At 72.2% G+C, this 20406-nt stretch carries 20 protein-coding genes, 2 tRNA genes and 1 pseudogene; 7 read left to right on the top strand and 16 right to left on the bottom strand.

What is annotated here, in order from left to right:
* Both J2S59_RS10305 and J2S59_RS10300 read left to right on the top strand, forming a co-directional pair.
* Nucleotides 1-73 (top strand) — tRNA-Lys (locus J2S59_RS10305).
* A 158-nt stretch (nt 74-231) separates the two neighbouring features.
* Complete coding sequence (locus J2S59_RS10300; protein WP_306825081.1) at nt 232-1356, top strand: zinc metalloprotease; 1125 nt, start codon at nt 232-234, stop codon at nt 1354-1356.
* A gap of 17 nt (nt 1357-1373) precedes the next feature.
* Here J2S59_RS10300 and J2S59_RS10295 read toward each other — a convergent pair whose 3' ends face one another.
* The gene (locus J2S59_RS10295; RefSeq protein ID WP_068125213.1) at nt 1374-1799 is read right to left on the bottom strand and encodes a hypothetical protein; all 426 of its coding nucleotides are present in this window, start codon (nt 1797-1799) and stop codon (nt 1374-1376) included.
* A 96-nt stretch (nt 1800-1895) separates the two neighbouring features.
* Here J2S59_RS10295 and J2S59_RS10290 point away from each other — a divergent pair, with 96 nt between their 5' ends.
* Entirely contained in the window at nt 1896-2849 is a 954-nt protein-coding gene (locus J2S59_RS10290) for an HNH endonuclease family protein (protein WP_220138424.1), read from the top strand.
* A gap of 12 nt (nt 2850-2861) precedes the next feature.
* Here the strand turns inward: J2S59_RS10290 and J2S59_RS10285 are convergent, their stop codons facing one another.
* Nucleotides 2862-3176, bottom strand: a complete 315-nt coding sequence (locus tag J2S59_RS10285) for a hypothetical protein (RefSeq protein ID WP_068120362.1) — start codon at nt 3174-3176, stop codon at nt 2862-2864.
* A gap of 71 nt (nt 3177-3247) precedes the next feature.
* Here J2S59_RS10285 and J2S59_RS10280 point away from each other — a divergent pair, with 71 nt between their 5' ends.
* Nucleotides 3248-4204, top strand: coding sequence for an esterase/lipase family protein (locus J2S59_RS10280; RefSeq protein ID WP_246360287.1), 957 nt, complete (start codon nt 3248-3250; stop codon nt 4202-4204).
* 22 nt (nt 4205-4226) lie between these two features.
* On the opposite strand, the gene serA is transcribed toward J2S59_RS10280, so the two are convergent.
* The 5 genes and pseudogenes from serA to J2S59_RS10255 form a co-directional block, all read right to left on the bottom strand.
* On the bottom strand, nt 4227-5423 hold the full coding sequence (gene serA / locus J2S59_RS10275) for a phosphoglycerate dehydrogenase (protein ID WP_068120365.1): 1197 nt from the start codon (nt 5421-5423) through the stop codon (nt 4227-4229).
* Nucleotides 5424-5688: 265 nt separating this feature from the next.
* The gene (locus J2S59_RS10270) at nt 5689-7443 is read right to left on the bottom strand and encodes an ABC transporter ATP-binding protein (protein ID WP_068120367.1); all 1755 of its coding nucleotides are present in this window, start codon (nt 7441-7443) and stop codon (nt 5689-5691) included.
* Nucleotides 7440-9158 (bottom strand): ABC transporter transmembrane domain-containing protein, encoded by a 1719-nt coding sequence (locus J2S59_RS10265; protein ID WP_306825080.1) that lies wholly within the window; start codon nt 9156-9158, stop codon nt 7440-7442. The genes J2S59_RS10270 and J2S59_RS10265 overlap by 4 nt, the downstream gene beginning before the upstream one ends.
* A 43-nt stretch (nt 9159-9201) precedes the next feature.
* Entirely contained in the window at nt 9202-9837 is a 636-nt protein-coding gene (locus tag J2S59_RS10260; RefSeq protein ID WP_281366689.1) for a penicillin acylase family protein, read from the bottom strand.
* Between the two features lies 1 nt (nt 9838).
* Nucleotides 9839-11737: pseudogene (locus tag J2S59_RS10255) on the bottom strand (penicillin acylase family protein); the annotation flags it as partial.
* A 102-nt stretch (nt 11738-11839) separates the two neighbouring features.
* Here J2S59_RS10255 and J2S59_RS10250 point away from each other — a divergent pair.
* A complete protein-coding gene (locus tag J2S59_RS10250) occupies nt 11840-12982 on the top strand; it encodes an MBL fold metallo-hydrolase (RefSeq protein WP_306825079.1) in 1143 nt (380 codons plus the stop codon).
* Between the two features lie 16 nt (nt 12983-12998).
* Here the strand turns inward: J2S59_RS10250 and J2S59_RS10245 are convergent, their stop codons facing one another.
* Together J2S59_RS10245 and J2S59_RS10240 are read right to left on the bottom strand one after the other, a co-directional pair.
* Nucleotides 12999-13298: a GroES family chaperonin gene (locus J2S59_RS10245; RefSeq protein ID WP_068120425.1), complete on the bottom strand. Its 300-nt coding sequence runs from the start codon at nt 13296-13298 to the stop codon at nt 12999-13001.
* 54 nt (nt 13299-13352) lie between these two features.
* Nucleotides 13353-13613 carry a DUF3618 domain-containing protein gene (locus tag J2S59_RS10240; RefSeq protein ID WP_306825078.1) on the bottom strand — a complete coding sequence of 87 codons (261 nt, stop codon included), beginning with the start codon at nt 13611-13613 and terminating at the stop codon, nt 13353-13355.
* 104 nt (nt 13614-13717) lie between these two features.
* On the opposite strand from J2S59_RS10240, the gene bcp reads away from it, so the two are divergent.
* Both bcp and J2S59_RS10230 read left to right on the top strand, forming a co-directional pair.
* Nucleotides 13718-14194 (top strand): thioredoxin-dependent thiol peroxidase, encoded by a 477-nt coding sequence (gene bcp / locus J2S59_RS10235; protein WP_068122103.1) that lies wholly within the window; start codon nt 13718-13720, stop codon nt 14192-14194.
* A 34-nt stretch (nt 14195-14228) separates the two neighbouring features.
* Nucleotides 14229-14302 (top strand) — tRNA-Leu (locus J2S59_RS10230).
* Nucleotides 14303-14305: 3 nt separating this feature from the next.
* Here J2S59_RS10230 and J2S59_RS10225 read toward each other — a convergent pair.
* The 7 genes from J2S59_RS10225 to murI form a co-directional block, all read right to left on the bottom strand.
* On the bottom strand, nt 14306-15019 hold the full coding sequence (locus J2S59_RS10225; RefSeq protein ID WP_306825077.1) for a non-canonical purine NTP pyrophosphatase: 714 nt from the start codon (nt 15017-15019) through the stop codon (nt 14306-14308).
* Complete coding sequence (rph, locus tag J2S59_RS10220) at nt 15016-15756, bottom strand: ribonuclease PH (RefSeq protein ID WP_306825076.1); 741 nt, start codon at nt 15754-15756, stop codon at nt 15016-15018. The genes J2S59_RS10225 and rph overlap by 4 nt, the downstream gene beginning before the upstream one ends.
* 43 nt (nt 15757-15799) lie before the next feature.
* On the bottom strand, nt 15800-16633 hold the full coding sequence (locus tag J2S59_RS10215; protein ID WP_068122567.1) for an ABC-2 transporter permease: 834 nt from the start codon (nt 16631-16633) through the stop codon (nt 15800-15802).
* The gene (locus J2S59_RS10210) at nt 16630-17529 is read right to left on the bottom strand and encodes an ABC transporter ATP-binding protein (RefSeq protein ID WP_068122568.1); all 900 of its coding nucleotides are present in this window, start codon (nt 17527-17529) and stop codon (nt 16630-16632) included. Before J2S59_RS10210 ends, J2S59_RS10215 begins: the two co-directional genes overlap by 4 nt.
* Nucleotides 17530-17645: 116 nt before the next feature.
* Nucleotides 17646-18689, bottom strand: a complete 1044-nt coding sequence (locus J2S59_RS10205; protein WP_068122573.1) for a putative endonuclease domain-containing protein — start codon at nt 18687-18689, stop codon at nt 17646-17648.
* 121 nt (nt 18690-18810) lie between these two features.
* Entirely contained in the window at nt 18811-19572 is a 762-nt protein-coding gene (locus J2S59_RS10200) for an MBL fold metallo-hydrolase (protein WP_068122590.1), read from the bottom strand.
* Complete coding sequence (gene murI, locus J2S59_RS10195) at nt 19572-20384, bottom strand: glutamate racemase (RefSeq protein WP_068122576.1); 813 nt, start codon at nt 20382-20384, stop codon at nt 19572-19574. Before murI ends, J2S59_RS10200 begins: the two co-directional genes overlap by 1 nt.
* Between the last annotated feature and the right edge of the window lie 22 nt (nt 20385-20406).

Raw genomic sequence — 20406 nt, 5'->3', positions numbered from 1 at the left:
GCGCCATTAGCTCAATTGGCAGAGCAGCTGACTCTTAATCAGCGGGTTGTAGGTTCAAGTCCTACATGGCGTACGCATCAAGGGCCCTGACCGGGAATCGGTCGGGGCCCTTCGCCGTTCTCTCCCACGCACATCACAGCCCGCGAGGCCGAATGTCCGGGCCGCCGCTGCCGATCTGGATGGCGTCGACCCATGACCCGCCCTCCCTTTGAAGAGAACAGGCCCCTGCTCGTGAGATCCCTCCGCCGTCGCAGCACCGTCGCCGTCGCCGGGCTGTCGCTGCTCCTGACGTCGTTCGCCGCGACGACCAGTCCCCTCGCAGGCTCAGCCGCGACCAGTGCGACGCACCCCGCCAGCGCCGCACTCACCCACGAGCACCTCGTGCGGGTCGCTGCCCACCGCGCCATCACGGTCACCGCCCCGCGGCGGGTCGACACCGGCACACGCTTCCGCATCACCGGCACCGTGCGGTTGCACGGGGGCACGCGGCGCGCGAAGCGACCTGTGCGGCTGGCCGAGCAGACCACCGCCGGCACCTGGCGCACCACGGCTGCGAAGGCGTCGACGGCGACCGGGCGTTTCGCGTTCACCGTGGCGGCCGGCGCACGGGCACGGACGCGGACGTTCCGGGTCGTCGCCCCGCGCCACCGCGGGCTGAAGCGGGTCGCGACACAGCGCACCGTGCGCGTCGTCCGGGCGCTGGCCGTCCCGACCCCGCCCGCACCGACGCCTCCCGGGCCGTCACCCGTCACGCCGTACGCACCCGCCGGCGATCCGAACGACTGGACGTTCCTCTACGACGGCGGCGCCCGCTGGAACCCCTGCCGGACGATCACCTGGGCCTACAACCCGGCCCGACAGACCTATGACGCCCTCGGGGACGTCAAGCGATCCTTCGACCTGGTCTCCGCGCAGACCGGCATCCAGTTCGTCTATCTGGGTCTGAGCGACCGGGTCCCTGTCGCGGCGACCGGCACGCCGACCCCCGGCGCGGCCATCCACGTGGCATGGGCGACCCGCCACCAGATCCCGGCCTTCCAGGGATCCACGGTGGGCCTCGGCGGCTCCACCGCCGTCTATCGCGGACGCCCCGACCTCGACGCGTCGTACGAGGTCGTCGACGGCTACCTGCTGTTCAGCACCCACCCGCCGCTGCGACCAGGGTTCGACGTCGCCGGCACCGCGACCTGGGGCCAGGTCATGACCCACGAGCTGCTGCACGTCCTCGGTCTGGGCCACGCCAGGGGCGCAGAACAGCTGATGGCGCCGGGCGTGTCCGCGCTCAACCACCGTCTCGGGGCCGGCGACCTCACCGGGATGACCCGGGTCGGTGCGACCCGGGGCTGCCTCGGCTGACGCTGATCGGACCGCGTTCAGCGGTGGCGGCGCCGGCGCGTGCTGGGCGGGTCGAACGCCCCGACGATGATCCCGACCAGACCGGCGCCGAGCACGGTCCCGACGAGCACGAACAGCGCACCGACGGGCCACAGCCCCTGGTCGTCGCCCGACGCCGAGGTGGCGATCCAGGCCGCGGTGAAGGCCGGCGGCATCACCGCCATCGGTCCGAGCGGCCGCCACAGCGCCGCGCCGAGCACACAGGCGACCAGGAGGGTGAGCACGCAGCCGGCGACCTGCCAGGTCTCGTAGGGCCCGTGCGGGTCGCCCGCTTCGTCATACCAGTACTCGCTGTCCCAGCCCATCCACCCGAACCAGGCGATCGCCGCGACCACGGCGAGACCGATCCCCCAGGCGAGGTGGCGGGTGAGCGAGGTACGGACAGGCGCGGGAGTCGTGGTCATGGCGCGATCCTGCCCGCTCGTGGCGGTTCGAGGGATCCGCAGAAGTACTCAACCGCACGTGAGATCCTCGCCGCGGACGTTCGAGGGAGGACAACGGTGGTACGACGACGCGCGGTCGGCTGGGCGATGGCACTGACGGGTCTCCTGGCTCCGGTGGTCGTGCTGACCCCGGCGGTGGCAACGCCCGGTCAGGCGCCGACCACCCAGCGCGACCGGGTCGTCGTGGCGCCCGGCGCAACCGCACGGGTCGCCGTCCTGACCAACGACCGCGTCTATCGGAAGAGGCGAGCGCAGGTGACCGTCCTGCGCACCCCGCCGCGGATCCGCGCCCGCGGCACGGTCCACCGCAGGGTCCTGGTCCGCGTCGGGCCGCGCGCCGCCGCCGGGACCTATCGGATCCCCTACCGCGTCACCGACGTGCACGGCCGCACGGCCCGCGGCATCCTGCGCGTGGTCGTGCGGGCCGGCGTGCGCAGCCTCAGTGCCGCCGTCGCCGACCTGCGGGTGGAGCCCGAGGTCCGCACCGGCTACGACCGGGCGCGGTTCAAGCACTGGGTCGACGCGGACCGTGACGGCTGCGACACCCGCAGCGAGGTGCTGCTGGCCGAGGCGGTCACGCCGGTCGCCGCTGGGACCGCCTGCCCGATCACCAACGCCCGCAGCGGTGGCGGCCGCTGGGTGAGCTACTACGACGGCGTCACCACCACCAGCCCCACGGGCTTCGACATCGACCATCTCGTGCCGTTGGCCGAGGCCTGGGACTCCGGGGCGCGCCGCTGGACCGACGCCCGCCGCGAGGCGTTCGCCAACGATCTCGACGACCCGCGCTCGCTGGTCGCCGTCAGCGCTTCCAGCAACCGCTCGAAGTCCGACCGGGACCCGGCGGAGTGGCTGCCGCCGCGCCCGGCCGCGCACTGCCGCTACGTCGGCGAATGGGTCGCGGTGAAGCTGCGCTGGGAGCTCAGCGTCGACGTCGCGGAGCGCGACGCGCTGCGAGCGGTCTCCCACGGGTGCGATCAGGCGACCGTCCGGGTCGTGCCGGTGCGGTGACCGGTCGACGCCTCAGGCGGCCAGACCGATCACGGCCAGGAAGACGAACCACAGGCTGAACTCCACGCCCAGCGCGACCCCGACGAACCGCCATGGCCGCGGAGGCCGGAGGAGCACGCCGGCGACGACCGGCACCACCAGCTGCGCGGCGAACGCACCGGCGTACACCGTCAGCGGACCCAGCGCACCGGCGCGCACCTCGCCGTGCGGGAGCGCCCAGGCCCAGGCCGCGGTGTAGAAGGCGGGATAGAGCGCGAACGGCGCGGACGCGGCGAACAGCAGCGCGGTGACGACCGCCGGCACGACGGTCGCGTTGCGATTGCTCACCCCTGCGCCTCCTGCGTGTGTCCTGGACGACCGGCCTACCGTACGCCGCCCGGCGGTGACACGATGCCGGGGTGACTCTCCGCCGCCGTACGACCCTCCCGGCCGTTCTGCTCACCCTCGCCGCCATGCTCGCCGCGCTCGTGCCCGCGCCCGCGCAGGCCCAGGAGAAGCTGCCGGTGCCGTTCTCGTTCCTCCCCGCGGCGGTGCTGGCCGGCACCCAGGTCTACGCCGACCCGCCGGGCGCCAACGACTGGACCTGCCGCCCGACCCGCAAGCGCCCCCGACCTGTCGTCCTGGTCCACGGGTTGGTCGGCAACAAGAACACCAACTGGCAGACCTTCGCACCGCTGCTGAAGAACCGCGGCTACTGCGTCTTCGCCCTGACGTACGGCGTCGGCCCGGCCCAGCTCCCCGGCCTGGACCAGTTCGGCGGGTTGACTCGCATCGAGCGCAGCGCTGCGGAGCTCAAGCGGTTCGTGAACCGGGTGCTGCGGTCCACCGGGGCGAAGAAGGTCGACATCCTCGGTCACTCCGAGGGCACGGTCGTGCCGAACTACTACGCGAAGTTCCTCGGCGGGAGGACGAAGATCCGTTCCTATGTCTCCATCGCCCCGCTCTGGCACGGCACCAACGTCGCCGGCGCCGCCAGCCTGGTCAACGCCGGTACGGCGTTCGGCCTGACTCCACCGGTGATCGCGCTGCTGAGCCCGGTCTTCGGGTCGGGCCCGCAACTGCTCACGGGCTCGGCGTTCTGGGACAAGATGCGCCGGGGCGGGACGCCCCGGGTGAAGGGCATCCGCTACACCAACATCGTCACCCGCTACGACCAGCTCGTCATGCCCTACACCAGCGGTGTCCAGCGCGGCATGCGCAACGTCGTGCTGCAGGACGTGTGCCCGCAGGACTACTCCGAGCACTTCCAGGTCGTGGCGTCGCGCAACACCGCACGGCTCGTGCTCCGCGCGCTGGCGGGCAACCGCAGCACCGCCGTCCCGTGCGCGCGGGTCCTGCCGTACGTCGGGCCGTGACCCCGGGGCGGACCGGCCCCGCTCAGCCGACGATGCGGGCGGTCATCGCGCCCGGCACGGCGAGCACCGAGCGCACGAGGTCGTCGCCGACCGGTCCCTCGAGGTCGGACAGCACGTAGCCGTACTCCCCCGCGGTCGCCAGCGACTGCGCGGTGAGGTTGCGGCCGTCCTGCCCGAGCAGCGTGTTGAGCTGGGCCAGCACGCCGGGCACGTTGTGGTGCAGGACCCCCAGGCGCGACCCGGAGGTCCGCGGCGGCAGCTGAACGTTGGGCAGGTTGACCGAGAGGCCGGTGCTGCCCTCGCGGACGTAGCCGACCAGCTTGCCGGCGACGAACCAGCCGATCTCCTCCTGCGCCTCCTGGGTCGAGGCGCCCACATGGGGCGTGAGGATGACGTTGTCGAGGCCCCGCAGGACCGACTCGAACGTGTCGCCCTGGGCCTTCGGCTCGACCGGGAAGACGTCGAGCGCGGCACCCGCGATGTGTCCGGACTCGATGTGCGCGCGCAGCGCCACGTCGTCGACCACCATGCCGCGCGAGGCGTTGATGAACATCGCCCGCGGCTTCATCTTCGCGAACTGCTCCTCGCCGAACATGCCCGCGTTGCCCGGGCGGCCGTCCACGTGGAGGCTGATCACGTCGGCGATCCCCAGCAGCTCGTCGAGGCTGTTGCAGCGCCGGGCGTTGCCGTGGATCGGCCGGTCGGCGATGTCATAGAAGGCGACCCGCATGCCGAGGGCCTCGGCGACGTTGGACAGCTGGGTGCCGATGTTGCCGTAGCCGACGATGCCGAGGGTGCGCCCGCGCACCTCGTGGCTGCCCTTGGCCGACTTGTCCCAGACCCCGGCGTGCATCCGCTCGGTCTTCTCCATGAGCCGGCGGGCGAGCGCGATGATCTCGCCGATCACCAGCTCGACGACGCTGCGCGAGTTCGAGTACGGCGCGTTGAAGACCGGCAGCGCGCGGGCGGCGGCCGCGGTGAGGTCGACCTGGTTGGTGCCGATGCAGAAGCACCCGAGCGCCTCGAGGTCGTGGGCGCCCTGGATGACCTCCGCCGTGACGGAGCTGTTGGACCGGATGCCCAGCAGCGAGACGCCGTCGAGCGCCGCGAGCAGGTCGGGACCGCTCAGGGAGCCGGGGTGTTGCTCGACGTCGTACCCGGCGGACTCGAGCACGTCCACGGCCGTGGGGTGGATGTTCTCGAGCAGCAGGGCCTTCATCGCGGCTCTCCTTCGCAGTCAGCAGTGGATCGGGGTCGCATTCCTCCAGCACGGTAGCGGCTGCTCGCGGGCACGCCGAGCCAGGGCAGCGGCTGTGGACGTGACCCTCGTCGCACGCCCGTCGTGATACCTCCCGCATGCCGATCGGCCCGCGCGGCATGCGTGACGTAGCAGAAAAGTGCTGGCGTCCGGCGCTGAAGTCCGAGTACGACCTCGGCCGCGGCCACGGCATGGCGACCCGTCCCAGCTGAAGCGGGACGAGCGCTCAGGCCGACCAGGCGGCCCACAGGTCGGCGTACCTGCCGCCTGCCGCCACCAGCTCGTCGTGCGAGCCGGCCTCGACGACGCACCCGGCGTCGAGCACGACGATCCGGTCCGCCGCGCGCGCCTGCGTCAGACGGTGGGCCACAGTGATCGCAGTGCGCCCTTCGGTGGCGGCGAGCGCGGCGATCTCCAGGTCCCGTGCGCCGGCCGAGCCGGCTTCGGCCGTCGCCTCATCGAGCACCACCACCGGCGGGTCGGCCAGCACGACCCGGGCCAGCGCGAGCTGCTGCGCCTGCGCCCCGGACAGCGGTACGCCGTCCCCGCCGACCCGGGTGTCCAGCCCGTCCGGGAGCGCCGTGACCCAGCCCCAGGCGCGGACCGTCTCGAGCGCGGCGCGCACGTCCGCGTCGTCGGCATCCGCGCGCGCGAGCGTGACGGCCTCGCGCACCGTGCCGGAGAAGACGTGGACCTCCTGGCTCACCAGCGCGATGTGGCGGCGCAGCTCGCGGCGCCCGAGCTGCGCGAGCGGCACTCCGCCGAGCAGGACCTCCCCGCGCGTCGGCACCAGCACCCCGGCCGCGATCGCGCCGAGCGTCGTCTTGCCGGCCCCGGTCGCGCCGACCAGCGCCACCCGCTCGCCCGGGGCGAGCACGAGGTCGACGTCGTGCAGGACGGGGGCACCGGCCTCGTAGGCGTGCCCGATGCCACGCAGCGTGAGGGTGGCGTTGGCGGGCCGGGGCGGGTCGGCCGGCAGCACCGGCGCCGGCATGCCGATGACCCCGGCGATGCGCGCCAGTGACGCGCCCGTCGACTGCACCTCGTCGAAGAGGAAGATCAGCGCGCCGATCGGGTTGAACAGCCGGTGGAAGTAGAGCGCCGCAGCCGTCACCGCACCGACCGTGACGGCGTCGTCGCGCACGAGCAGGAAGCCCACGCTGAGGACGGCGAGCAGCCCGACGAGCTCGGAGCGGTTGTTGCGCGCACCGAAGCGGGTCAGCAGCCGCATCACGTTCAACGCGTAGGAGACCGCGTCCCACGACTTCCGCGCGACGAGGTCGAGCTGGGCCTGCTCGCGTCCGTAGGCACGCAGCGTGTCCGCACCGTGCACGCCCGCGACCAGCGCCTCGGCCCGCTCCCCCTGCGCCACCCGCTCGGCGGCATAGATCGGTCCCGAGCGCGGGAGATACCACCGCACCCCGAGGGCGTACGCCGGCGCCGCTGCGAGGCCGGCGAGACCGAGCCGCCAGTCGAGCGCGAAGAGCCCGGCCGCGGTGAAGACCACGGCGACGAGCGCCTGCACGAAGCTCGGCACGACCTCGACCAGCGACTGCGAGACGGTGCGGACGTCGTCGCTCACGCGCGAGAGCACGTCACCGGCACCGGCCTCCTCGAGACGCTGGGTGTCGAGGTGCAGCGCGCGGTCGAGGACCTCCTCGCGCAGGTCGGCCAGCGCGGGCTCGCCGGCCCGGGCGAGGAAGACGGTCGCGCACAGCTGCGCGAGACCACCCACGACCCCGGCCACCGCGATCGCGACGACCACACCGAGCAGCACCCCGTCACCGTCCCCGGGCCCGTCGATCGCGTCGACGAGGTAGCCGAACGCCCGCGGCGCCACCAGCAGCGCCAGACCGCCGACCAGGAACGATGCGAGCGCGGCAAGCAGCGCGGCCCGGTGGCGACGCGCGGTCGACCAGACCAGGCGGGTCGTCGCGCGTCGGTCGGCGATGGGGAGGATCCCCCGAGGTGATGCGCTCATCGCAGCACCGCCTCGCGGTAGCCGGCACCGTGGTCGGGGTGGCTCGTCAGCTCGTGGTGGGTGCCCTCGGCGACCACGCGTCCGTCGCGCAACAGCACCACCCGGTCGGCGACGTCGAGCAGGGCGGGGCTGGAGGTCAGCAGCCAGGTGGAGCGGACCGACCCGCCGTGGCGCAGCCCTCGGAGCCCGCGCGCGATCCGCTGCTCGGTCACCGAGTCGACCGCCGTCGTGGGGTCGTGCAGGACGAGCACCTCGGGGTCGGCGGCGAGCGCCCGGGCGAGCGCGATCCGCTGCCGCTGTCCGCCGGAGTACGACGCCCCGCGCGCTGCCACCTGCTGGTCGGTGCCGCCCTGGCGCAGGTCGACCACGTCGTCGGCGGCCGAGGCCGCGAGCACCGCGGCGAGACGCTCGTCGTCGTACGTCCCGCCGGGGTCGACGTTGTCGCGCAGCGTCCCCTCGAAGAGCTCGGGGTGGCTGGGGTCGACCACGAGCGCGGCGACCCGGGAGCGCGGCGCCAGCTTCGAGAGCAGGACGCCGCCGACGCGGACCTCCCCCTCCTCGACCGCACGCTCGCCGGCGAGCACGGCCCGCAAGGCGGTGGCTTCGACGGGGTCGGGCACCACGACGGCGAGCAGCTCACCGGGCCGTCCCGTCAGCGTCAGGTCGTGCAGCGGACCGCTGGTCACCGAGCGCAGCTCGACCGCAGCGGGCGAGGCCGGCACCGCCGTGCCGGTGCTGGTCAGAGGCGGACTCTGCCAGAAGTCGATCAGCCGACGCGCGGACCCGGCCGCCGCCGCAGTCTGCGCGCTCAGCATGCCGACCAGCGCGACCGGCTCGGCGAGGAACTGCGCGAGCCCCACGACCGCGATCAGCTCACCGATCGAGATCTCGCCGCGCAGGGCGAGCCGACCCGCGAGGAGGGCGACGCCGGCGAGCAGCAGCGCACTCAGCGTCGTGGTGAGCAGGCCCTGCACGCCGTACGCCGTCGCGGCGTGGACACCGGCGGACTCCGCCCGCCGGCTGCTGCTCCGGTAGCGCCGCGCCGCCTCGTCCTCGCCGCCGATGCCGCGCAGCACGCGCATGCCCTCGATCAGGTCAGTGGCGACGCCGACGGTCTCGGCGACCGCGGTCATCCGCGCCCCGCTGCGGCGCGCGATGAGCGGGGTCGCGACCTGCACGAGCAGCACCACCGTCGGCGTGCCGACCAGGACCGCCAGTCCGAGCTGGAGCTCGATCGTGAGCAGCAGCCACGAGCTCACGCCGATCCCGGCGACGGCGGCGAGCACGAACCCGGCGAACCGCATGATCGCCGCGACCTGCTCGGCGTCGGAGGTGGCCAGCGACAGGGTCTGTCCGGGCAGCATCGACGTGCGGGCGCCCTGCGGTCGCAGCAGATGGCCCACCACGCCGAGCCGGATCCGGTGCGACTCGTGCTGCCCGGCGGTGAACGTGATCCGCGCGCCCAGGCGGTAGCCCGTCGACAGCACGGCGAAGAGGGCGGTCAGCCCCACCACCGACCACGCGAGTGCGGTCCAGGAACCGGTTGCGACGGCGTTGTCGATGATCAGCCCGATCGCGACCGGGACCATCGCCTCGCAGACCTGCCAGATCGAGATCAGCAGCGACCCGGCCGCGAGCCGGCCGCGGTGGCGCCACAGCACTCGCCGCAGCAGCCGCCACGACCCGGACGGGACGGCGGAGGGGTCGGCAGGCACGAGGCGCAAGGCTAGCCGTGGTCGCCGCCCCCTCCGCGACGGGTCAGCTCTTGGCGCGCAGCACCCGGGCGCTGATCCGGTCCCGCCTGATCTGTTGCGGCGTGAACGGGAAGTCGACCCACTGCTTGTTGCCGAACAACCGGGTCTGGTCGGAACTCCACGGCGAGCGCGGGTTCATCGACTGGCCGTAGGTCAGGATCGTCTTCGCGATCGGGGCCTTGGGTCCGAAGGTCACCGCTTGGATGTGCGAGGAGCCGTAACCGACCGGATACAGCCGGTTGAGGTTGGCCACCGCCTGGTCGAAGGACAGGGCATTGGCATTGCCGGTCGACGACGGACCTCCGCCGACACCGATGGGCGGGGCACCCGGGTCACCTGCGACCTGCTGGGAGCCCAGCTTCGCGTTCGGGGAGATCTTCTTCGATGCCAGGAAGCTCAGCGCGTCCCGCATCGCTGCGACCACCTGGCCGTTGGTCTCCTGCAGGTCCCGCGGGGTGTTGAACGGGTCGTCCGCGTCGAAACCGACGCGCCAGCGCGACCCTTCCGGCGTACGCTCGAAGAACTCGCGGAACAGCAGCGCGCCCCGGGCGTCGCGATTGTCGCGCCCACCCCAACTTCGCGAGCACCTTGCAGGCCGATCCGCCGTCGGCGGCGCGACAGACCTTGCCCAGATCGCCATTGCGCTTGCTCAGGATCGCGGCGCGGACCTTGTTCTGGTGCTGGAAACCGGCCAGCTGCCGGTGGGTGATCCGCCCCTTCTTCCGTGCATCGGTGACGTAGCGGTAGACCTGCTGCGTGCGCAGGGTCCGCTCGCAGTCCTCGCAACCGATGATGTTGGCGAACCCCTCGAGGCGGACCTTGTCGTTCGGCGTCCAGTAGGAGTCGTTGGCGTTGGCCACCCAGTCGCGTCGGGTCACGTCGGGAAGGTTCTTCGGGCCGAAGATGCCAGGGCGGGCGGCGTCGGCGTCGTTGCGCCACGCGCAGGCGCCGGAGGCGCGGGTCCCGTCCAGGATGGGCAGGCCCGCGACGGCTCGCACGATCAGCCCGATCGGGGTGATGCACTGGTCGACGAGGCCGTTGGGCACGTTCGGGACGACCGAGTGGTCGGCGTAGATCACGTTGCCGGCCCGGTCGGCCGCGATCGTGTTGACCCAGGGCACACCGGCAGACGCGTCCTGCCGACGCAGCAGGTCACGGGAGGAGGTGCCCTTGCCCATGTCGAGGAAGGAGTCGACGGTCTTCAGGTGCTCCCCGTTGGCGTCGCGGATCGCGAAGACGCTGATCGGTGTCCAGCCCATCAGCATGTCGGGGGCATCGATCACGTAGCCCTCGTCGGTGCGGTAGATGGTCCGCGTGACCTTCCGCAGCTTGCCGCCGCGCCGCAGGGTGACGGTGACCTTGCGCTGCTGGAGCTGCTTCGGGCCCGAGGTGGTCAGGTAGGTCGTGGGCAGCCCCGGCAACGTGCGGTACTCGTACGGCGTGAAGCGATAGGCGGTCGACACGGTGTGGCTCCACGCGACGTCTTTGTTGAACCCGATGTTGATGCCGGGTGAGCCGATCAGGCTGGCTCCTGCGATGTCGTAGTGCCCGGGAATCGTCAGGTGGGCTTGTGAGAACCGGTAGCGCCCGCTCCACGGGAAGTGCGGGTTGCCCAGCACCATGCCGCGACCGTTCGCGCTGGCTGCGCCACCGATCGCCGTCGCGTTGGAGCCGAAACCGGAGTCGGGGTCCTTGCCGAGGCGAGCGCGCAGCTCCTTCGCGGAAGGCAGGTCCTTCTCGGCCGGCACCTTCGCGAAGGGCAGGCGCCGGCTGAGCTCGCGCGCCGGCAGCCACAGCAGGCCGGCGACGTCCGGCAGGCCCGGGTCGGTGAGGGTGGGCGGGGTCGCGGAGGCGATCGCGGAGACGAAGACGCCGCCGGAGGCCAGCAGGTTGGCGGCGTAGACGCCGTACCAGAGGTCCTTCACCGTGCCCGGCCGGACGTAGGCCTTGCCGCGGCACTCCGGGTCGGTGATGCCGTTCGGCCCACCAACGTCCCGGAGGTAGCGGTTGACGCCCTTGAGGTAGCCGCGCGCGATCGCCCGCGCCTCAGGACCGGGACCCCGCTTCGAGTCCTTGAAGAGCTTCTCCACCACGCGCCGGTTGCGCAGGTCGGTGAAGAGGATGTCGCTCTCGAGGTTGGAGGCGTCGACGGAGACGAGGTCCTGGTAGCGCCCGTTCGGCCCGAACCACCGCGAGCGTTCGCCACGGCCGGTGATCAGGGTGTCGAGCAGGTTGCACGCGGCCACCTCTGCGGTCGCGTAGCCCTGCCCGAACCCGAGTGATCCCCAGTCCTTCGCGACGATGTGCGGGATGCCGTGCTTGGTGCGCGTCACCCGAGCCTCGTAGGTGCCGCCGCGCGGGCGCAGGGGGGCGCCCTTGCGCTGCGCAGCAGTCGCGACGGACTCGGCTACGGGATCCGGTCCCACAGCGCGATCCGCAGCTGATGCGGGACCGGTCGCCGAGGTGCTGGCGAGGGCCGGCAGCACCGGCAGGGCGACTGCCAGCGCGAGGGTGGCAGCAGTACGGCGGAACGCGCGCATCGAGGTCCTCTCGGAGGGGCTGACCACCCTCACCAACGTCGACGGCTCCGAAGGGTTATGCGGCTCGGGTGACCTGGAGCGACTCCGCTCGTTGGCGGGGATGTGACCACCCCTGCTGCCCCCACCACCCGCCGCACCGTCCTGCGCGGAGCGGCAAGCCTCGGCGCCGTCCCGTTCCTGCTCCCTGTCGGGACCGCGGACGCGGCGCCGCGTCGCAAGCGCCCGCCGCGTGCCCCGCGAGCGATGGTCCGCGCGCGGCGCCGGATCTTCGGCGCGGCCAACGTCCACACCCGCACCGGCGCCGTGCGCCGCGACCGGGTGCTGCTGTCGTGGGTGGGGTGCGCCGGGTTCGCGCTGGCGATCGACGGCGAGGTGCTGCTGCTCGACGCCTGGCTCCCCCGCGGCATCCACGGTGGCCGGGTCCCCACCAGTGTCGCGGAGCTGGCGGCGCTGCGGCCGCGCGCGATCCTCATCGGTCATGGTCACTTCGACCACGCCGCCGACGCGCACCGGATCGCCGAGCTGTCGGGGGCAGTCGTCGTCGGTACGGCGCAGCACATCGCCCAGGTGCGCGCGAAGGCCTCGACGAAGGTGCGCGGGCTGGTGGTCGGCGACGAGGCCGACCCGCACGGGACCGTGCGCCGAGCCCGCCTCGGCAGCGTGCGGCTCACCGCCGTACGCCATCCGCACTCGACGCCGAAACCGCCCGACCTCAGCGACCCGCATCTGCCGCTCCTGCCGATCCCGGACCCGCTCACCCCGTTGCTGCACCCACCCACGCTCGACGACTGCGCGGGTCTGCTGACCGGGCTCGTCGAGGACGCCGAGGGCGGCTCACTGCTCTATCAGCTGCGCGTCCCGGGCTTCACGCTCGTCTGGCACGACACCGTCGGGCCGTTGAAGGAGGACGCTCCGCGCGTGCGCCGGGTGCTGCGCCGCCTGCCCCGCCCCGACCTGCACGTGGGAGCGATCCAGGGCTTCGGCCAGATCACCAACGGATTGCGCGACGTGCGGCACTACGTCGAGGACGTCGGGGGCACGGTGTTCGTGCCCAGTCACCACGACGACTGGGGCGCGCCGCTCATCGCCTCACCCGGGAGTGGGTACCGCGGTCCGCTCGAGACCGAGTTCCGGCGCATCCCGGAGGCGCGGAGGCCACGGCTGCGCTTCCTCAGCGACCCGCACGACTACGTGCGCCCCGACCGGCTGACGTTCACCCGGCGCGGGCGGCACTCCCGCTGGTGAGCTCCCGCGCGAGGGCTCAGAGGTAGAGGCCGGTCTGGCTGTCGCCGAGCCGGTCCGCGGCGACGGCGTGGACATCGCGCTCACGCATGACGACGTAGAGCTCGCCGCCGACCTCGACCTCGGCCTTGTCCTCGGGATCGAAGAGCACCCGGTCGCCGGCCTCGACGGCGCGCACGTGGGCGCCCACGGCCACGACGCGGCACCACTGCAAGCGCCTCGAGCCCATCGCGGCGGTGGCGGGGATGACGATGCCCCCGGAGGAGCGGCGCTCACCGCTCTCGGAGTCGACCGCCACCAGGACGCGGTCGTGGAGCATGCGGATCGGCGTCTTGTCGCCGCCGATCTCGGTGGGGGGTGGGGTGGGCACCGGTCAGCGGGTGATCTTGCGCAGCAGCACCATCGCCGCCACGACGCCCACGACGCCGCCCGCGACCTTGAGGATGTTGTCGGTGCGCGGCGAGCCGTCCGGCGCGACGAAGTAGGCCTTGATGTCGGCGACCTGACGCGAGGCGATGGTGCTCGGCTTCGCCCGGTAGGCGAGCTGGTCGATGGTCGAGGCCAGCCGCTGACGCGTGGCTTCCATCTCGCGCTCGATCTCGGCGGGCGTACGGTCCGACACGGGTGGGACCACCGGTGCTCCTCGGTTGACTGGGCAGGACGGGTCGTGGCGGAACGTTACCCGCTACGGCGTAGGTTGCACCTCGACGCCCAACCCGATCGACCGAGAGGACCGCCATGAGTGCCCGCCTGGCTCCCGGTGACCCGGCCCCGGACTTCACCCTGTCCACCGACGACGGACGCGAGGTGAGCCTGCGCGACTACCGCGGACGCAAGGTGATCGTCTACTTCTACCCGGCTGCGCTCACCTCCGGCTGCACCAAGCAGGCGTGCGACTTCACCGAGGCCCGCGAGAGCCTCGAGGCGCAGGGCTACGACGTCCTCGGCATCTCCCCCGACAAGCCGGAGAAGCTCGCGAAGTTCCGCGCCAACGACGCGCTGACGATCACGCTGTTGTCGGACCCCGACAAGGAGGTCATGCAGGCGTGGGGCGCCTTCGGCGAGAAGAAGCTCTACGGCAAGGTCGTGACCGGCGTGATCCGTTCGACGTTCGTCGTCGACGCCGACGGCGTCATCGAGAAGGCGATGTACAACGTCAAGGCCACCGGCCACGTCGCCAAGCTGCACAAGGACCTCGGGCTGACGACCGGCTGACGTTCTACTCGATCCGCCGGCCATGCCGGCACCCGCGCCCGTAGCCCAATTGGCAGAGGCACCAGGTTTAGGTCCTGGCCAGTGAGAGTTCGAGTCTCTCCGGGCGCACCTTCAGTCGGTCGAGCGGTCCTCGTCGGTCGAGCTTGTCGAGACCAGCACCGCTGCCACCCGCGGTGCGATCTCCCGCAGAGCCCGGCCCCGGTGGCTGATGGCGTCCTTGGCGTCGCTGTCGAGCTGCGCCGTCGTCAGCCACGTCTCGGGCGGACCGTCGGTGACGTGCTCGTCGGCGACGAACAGCACGTCGTACCCGAAGCCGTTGTCACCGCGGGTCTCGCGGATCACCCGGCCCGGCATCCGGCCCTCGACGACGATCTCCTCGACCCCGTCCGGTCCCGGGTGTGCGAGGACGACTGCGCAGGCGAAGTACGCCGTACGCCGCTCGTCGGGGACGTCCTCGAGCTGGGCGAGCAGGAGCTGGTTGTTGGCGTCATCCACCTCCGCGGCCCCGGTCTCGCCCTTGCGCAGGCCGCTCCACCGGGCGGAGAGCACCCCCGGCATCCCGTTGAGCGCGTCGACACAGAGGCCGGAGTCGTCGGCGAGTGTCGGCACCCCGGTCGCCAGCAGGCCGGCCCGCGCCTTGAGTGCGGCGTTGCCGACGAAGTCGGGGCGGTCCTCGACCGGCTCGGCGTACTCGTCGGCTCCGAGCTCGGCGAGGTCGTCGAGGCCCAGGACGCGTACGCCGGGGACGTGCGGCGCGAGGATGCGCTCCATCTCCGCGTGCTTCTTGCGGTTGCGGGAGGCCAGGAAGACCCGCGGCTCACTCACGAGCCGAGGGCCTCGCGCTGCAGGCGGATCAGCTCGGCGCATCCCCCCGCGGCGAGGTCCAGCAGCGCGTCGAGCTCGGCGCGCGCGAACGCGGCCCCCTCGGCCGTGCCCTGGACCTCGACGAAGCCGCCGTCGCCGGTCATCACGACGTTCATGTCGGTGTCGGCACGGACGTCCTCGACGTAGGGCAGGTCGAGGCGCGGGACGCCGTCGATGATGCCGACCGAGACCGCGGCGACCGAGCCCGTCAGGGGCTCGCCCTTGAGCGCGCCCTGCGCGCGCAGGTGGGCGACGGCGTCGGCGAGAGCGACGTACGCACCGGTGATGGCCGCGGTGCGGGTGCCGCCGTCGGCCTGCAGGACGTCGCAGTCGATCTGGATGGTGTTCTCCCCCAGCGCCTTGTAGTCGACGATCGCGCGCAGCGACCGGCCGATGAGGCGGGAGATCTCGTGGGTGCGGCCACCGATGCGGCCCTTGACCGACTCCCGGTCCGAGCGCGTGTTGGTCGCGGCGGGGAGCATGGCGTACTCCGCAGTGACCCAGCCGAGGCCGGAGCCCTTGCGCCAGCGCGGCACACCCTCCGAGGCGGAGGCGGCGCACAGGACGCGGGTCTTGCCGAACTCGACGAGCACCGAGCCGGCGGCGTGGTCGAGCCAGTGGCGGGTGAAGCGGATCGGGCGCAGCTCGTCGTCGGCGCGGCCGTCCTCGCGGGGGGCGGGGCTCGTGGTCGAGGTCATGGACCCTGACCCTACGAGAGCCCCACCCCCGGCGCGGATGCGACTACTTCGGGTCCGACTTCAGGACGCGCCAGATGCCGACCGCGATCGGCACGACGATCCAGATCAGCGAGGTCGTCGCGAGCTGGGCCCAGGCCTCCGCGTCCATCCCGCCCTCGACCTCCATGCCGGTGTTGGGGTCGATGCCGAGCAGGCGCGACTGCGCGGTGGCCAGGTCGATCCACGGCGCCGCGTCGCGCAGCCACGAGATCAGCGTGACCAGGACGTTCCACACGATCGGGATGACGAAGAACACCACGATCGCGACAGCGGAGTTGAGGAACAGCAGACCGAACCCGAGTCCCTGGAGGATGCCGAGGCCCTGCAGGAGTCCGAAGTTGAAGAAGTCGGACGCGGTGATGCCGTCCCAGGCGCCAGGCGCGTCGCTGACCACCGTGGCGATCGCGGCCAGGGCGACCGCCAGTGCCATGGCGACCAGACCGATCACCAACGCGGCGACGACCTTGGCCCCGATCACCTTCAGCCGCTTGGGCGTGAGGGTGAAGGTGACCAGTGCCGTGCGCTGGTTCCACTCGCTCGTGATGAGCAGGATCCCCATCACGGGAAGCAGGAAGCCCTGCGGCGTGGTGGTGGCGCCGAGGTAGTTGAAGAAGGTGCGCTGGTCGCTGCCGCCGTTGTCACCGAAGATGAAGAACAGGCCGACGAACAACGCCGTCATGACGCCGATGGTGATCATCAGCCACATGCCGGCACGGGTGTCGACCATCTTGCGCAGCTCGACGGAGAGCTGGCGCCCGAACGGCACCGGCTTGGTGCCACTGACGTCGAGGTGTGCCGGCGCCGACGCTTGCGGCGGGGGGAAAGTGGCGCTGCTCATGCGATGCTCCCTTCACGCTGGGTCTCGGCGGTGAGCTGGAGGAACATCTCCTCCAGGCCCGCGCCGTCGGCCGGACGCAGCTCGACGAGCGCGATCCCGGCCTGGAGGGCGGTCTGGCCGACGACGGTCGGCTCCGCGTCGGTGCGCAGCCCGTTGGCCGCCGCGTCGACGGTGATGCCCCCAGCGCGCAGCGCGTCGGCGAGGGCGGCGTCGTCAGCGGACCGCACGAACGTGCCGGCGGTCTGGAGCAGCTCGGCCTTGGTGCCCTGAGCGACGACCCGTCCCTGGCCGATGACCACCATCTCGTCGGCGATCACCTCCACCTCGTGCAACAGGTGCGAGGAGAGCAGCACGGTGCCGCCCCGCTCGGCGTACGACCGGAGCAGTCCGCGCATCCAGTGGATGCCGGCGGGGTCCAGGCCGTTGGCGGGCTCGTCGAGGATCAGCACCTGCGGGTCCCCGAGCAGCGCGTGCGCGATGCCGAGACGCTGGCGCATGCCCAGCGAGTAGTTGCGGACCCGCCGCTTGGCCTCGGTGTCACTGAGGCTGACGAGCTTGAGCATCTCGTCGACGCGCGACGACGGCAGGCCCATGGTCTTGGCGCCCAGCGTCAGCACCTCGCGACCGGTGCGGCCGGCGTGCTGCGCGGAGGCGTCGAGCAGGACGCCGACGTGGCGACCCGGGTTGGGGATGTCGGCGTAGCGGTGCCCGCCGATCGTCGCCGTGCCGCTCGTGGGCAGCGTGAGGCCCGTGAGGATCCGCATGGCGGTGGTCTTCCCGGCGCCGTTGGGACCGAGGAACCCGGTCACGGTGCCGGGTTTGCAGATGAGAGAGATGTCGTCCAGGGCGCGGTAGCCCCGGGGAAACACCTTGGTGAGCCCGTCGATGGTGATCATGGGCTCCACCGTGTCAGAGATCGAGGCCCGCCCGCATCAACCCACAGCCTGATTTCGGCTCCGTCGCGAGGTGGACGCAGGGACGGGTCTGCGACGGGATACGTCACGCAGCCGGATCAGGGTCGTTCGCCTGCGTCCTGTATCCCGTTGTCAGGGATCCGCGCACGCAGGTGGTCGCAGGCGGTGAGCCATGGGCGGCGTCCGCCTGTCAGGGACCAGCGCGCCTCGACACCGCGTGGGGACGCCCGCTGCGCTCCGCGCCGCAACTGCAGCGCGGCGGCGGCCCGGCCGGCTTCAGTTGTCAGTTCACCGCCGACGATGCGCACGACCTCCAGCCCGGCGTCACGCAGGTCGGCCTCCCGCGCGACGTCACGGTGGTGGCGGCTCGCGCTCCGGTGCGCTGCGCCGTCGTACTCACCGACAAGACCGAGCACCGGATCGAGCAGGTCGACCCGCGCGAGGAAGCGTCCATGGACGTCGAAGAGGTCCTGATTCACCAGTGGCTCGGCGAGCCCTACGTCGCGGGTCCACACGAGACGGAGTCGGCTCTCGTTGGGAGACACGCTGCGCTCACCGGCCGTGGCGAGAGCCTGACCGACGCTCGTCCTGCCGCGCACCGGTGCGGCATCCAGCGCGGTGCTGACCCACTCCGGCAGCGTCGCTCCTGCGGCGAACATCATCTCGAGGAAGACGATGCGCTCACGCTCGTCCCCGATCGCGGCTGTCGCCTCGACGGCCGCCATGCCGGGGGTGAGCGTCGCGATCCGCCAGCGACTCGCGTGGTGCGCCTCCGGCACGATCCTCCGAGAGACGACGCGACCCGAGCGCCGCCGCGCGGAGCGTTCCCGCGGTAGCAGGAGAGGCACGTCGAGGTGGTCACCCTCGGCCGTCTCCCCATCAGCGAACGCAGCGCCCCAGAGACGGCAAGCGGCCCACCCGGTCACCCGCGAGCCCGGGAGGTTGCACCACTCCTCGGCGATGCGCTGCTCGACGGTCAGCTCGACATCGGCCGGGACGTAGCCGGCAGGACCGACCCGCCTCCACCGCGGACCCTGCGCGGCGCCGCGCGTCGGTCCGTCGCGACCCCTCGGATCGACGGGCACGGGGCGCACCAGGCGCGCAGGGCGAGGAGCGCGCGGGACGAAGTGCTCCTCGACCATGGCGGCATCGTGACGCGTGCGACCCTCCTCGCGTCGCCGTCGTCCACAGGCGTGGCGACGACGACGGGATACGTCACGCAGCCGGAGTCTGCCGATCGGGATGTCTCACGTATCCCGCCGCTCAGAGGTCGATGACCATCCCGCTGTGGGCGCGGCTGAGCTTGCCGGTGAAGACCTCCCGGGCCTCCTCCTCGCAGGTGTCGCGGTCGAACCACGACGGGACGTGGGTGAGGACGAGGTGTCCGACGTCGGCGTCGCGGGCGGCCTCCCCTGCCTGACGCCCGGTGAGGTGCAGGTCGGGCGGGTTGTCGTCGATCTCGCGGAAGGACGCCTCGGCGAGGAACACGTCGGCGCCGCGAGCGGTCTCGACCAGCTCGGCGCAAGGCCCCGTGTCGCCGGAGTAGGTCACGACCGCGCCGTCGGCCTCGATCCGCAGGGCGTACGCCGGTACGGGGTGGCGGACCTGGCGGACCCGGACGGAGAACGGGCCGACCTCGATCGCCGGGTGGTCCTCCCAGCGCCGGAAGTCGAAGGCCTCCCCCATCCCCGGGTGGGTCTGCAGTCCGTACGCCGCGGCCATCTGCGCGGCGGCGCCGTCGGGTGCGTAGACCGGGATCTGCGGACCGGCACCACGCGGGTGGTAGCTGCGCAGCACGTAGTAGCCGCACAGGTCCATGCAGTGATCGGGGTGCAGGTGGGAGATGAGGACGGCGTCGATCTCCATCGGATCCACGTGGCGCTGCAGCGTGCCGAGCGCCCCGTTGCCGAGGTCCATCAGCACCCGCCAGGTGCGGCCCTCGTGCTCGGCCTCCAGCAGGTAGCAGGAGGCCGGCGAGTCCGGGCCCGGGAAGGAGCCCGCGCACCCGATGACGGTCAGGCGCATCAGGCCCACACCGCCTGTTGAGTGAGCTGGTCCACTCGCTGCAGCTCGGGTCCGAGGAACCGCTGGCCGATCCGGGCGAACTCCTCGGGCCGTCCGGTCGTGAGGAACCGGTGCTGCGGCGCCGGGAGCGCAGGGTCGCGCTCGAGCCCGGAACGAACCAGCGTCCGGTAGACGTCCTTCGCGGTCTCCTCGGCGCTGGAGACCAGCGTGACCTGGTCGCCGAGGACGTAGGAGATGACGCCGGTGAGCAGCGGATAGTGCGTGCACCCGAGCACGAGCGTGTCGATGCCTTCGGAGATCAGGGGCGCGAGGTACTCGTGGGCCACGGCGGTGAGCTCGGGGCCACTGGTGACGCCGGACTCGACGAACTCCACGAAGCGGGGACAGACACTCGTCGACAGCTGGACGTGCGGCGCGGCGGTGAAGGCGTCCTCGTAGGCCATCGACTCCGCGGTCGCGCGGGTGCAGATCACGCCGATCCGGCCCGTGCGGCTCGCCGCGACCGCCCGCCGGGTCGCCGGGTGGATCACCTCGATGACCGGCACGGGGTAGCGCTCGCGCGCGTCGCGCAGCACGGCGGCGGAGGCGGAGTTGCACGCGATGACGAGCGCCTTCACCCCTTGCGCGACCAGGTGGTCGAGGCACTCGAGCGCGTACTCCCGCACCTCGCCGATCGACTTGGGGCCGTAGGGCTGGCGGGCGGTGTCGCCCAGGTAGAGCACCGACTCGTGCGGGAGCTGGTCGATCACCGCCCGCGCCACGGTGAGACCCCCGAACCCGGAGTCGAAGATCCCGATGGGTGCATCTGCCACGCGCCGATGCTACGGGACGTAC

Source organism: Nocardioides massiliensis, from assembly GCF_030811215.1.
Taxonomy (GTDB): Bacteria; Actinomycetota; Actinomycetes; order Propionibacteriales; family Nocardioidaceae; genus Nocardioides_A; species Nocardioides_A massiliensis.
Note: the sequence above shows the minus strand (reverse complement) of the source record. Positions and strands in the feature narration are given on the sequence as shown.

Coding starts and splice junctions, on each gene's coding strand:
- J2S59_RS10295 (WP_068125213.1), bottom strand. CDS start 1,799: ATGACCACGACTCCCGCGCCTGTCCGTACCTCGCTCACCCGCCACCTC.
- serA (WP_068120365.1), bottom strand. CDS start 5,423: ATGAAGGCCCTGCTGCTCGAGAACATCCACCCCACGGCCGTGGACGTG.
- J2S59_RS10270 (WP_068120367.1), bottom strand. CDS start 7,443: ATGAGCGCATCACCTCGGGGGATCCTCCCCATCGCCGACCGACGCGCG.
- J2S59_RS10260 (WP_281366689.1), bottom strand. CDS start 9,837: ATGGCGATCTGGGCAAGGTCTGTCGCGCCGCCGACGGCGGATCGGCCT.
- J2S59_RS10245 (WP_068120425.1), bottom strand. CDS start 13,298: ATGCTCCACGACCGCGTCCTGGTGGCGGTCGACTCCGAGAGCGGTGAG.
- bcp (WP_068122103.1), top strand. CDS start 13,718: ATGAGTGCCCGCCTGGCTCCCGGTGACCCGGCCCCGGACTTCACCCTG.
- rph (WP_306825076.1), bottom strand. CDS start 15,756: ATGACCTCGACCACGAGCCCCGCCCCCCGCGAGGACGGCCGCGCCGAC.
- J2S59_RS10215 (WP_068122567.1), bottom strand. CDS start 16,633: ATGAGCAGCGCCACTTTCCCCCCGCCGCAAGCGTCGGCGCCGGCACAC.
- J2S59_RS10210 (WP_068122568.1), bottom strand. CDS start 17,529: ATGATCACCATCGACGGGCTCACCAAGGTGTTTCCCCGGGGCTACCGC.
- J2S59_RS10205 (WP_068122573.1), bottom strand. CDS start 18,689: ATGGTCGAGGAGCACTTCGTCCCGCGCGCTCCTCGCCCTGCGCGCCTG.
- J2S59_RS10200 (WP_068122590.1), bottom strand. CDS start 19,572: ATGCGCCTGACCGTCATCGGGTGCGCGGGCTCCTTCCCGGGCCCGGAC.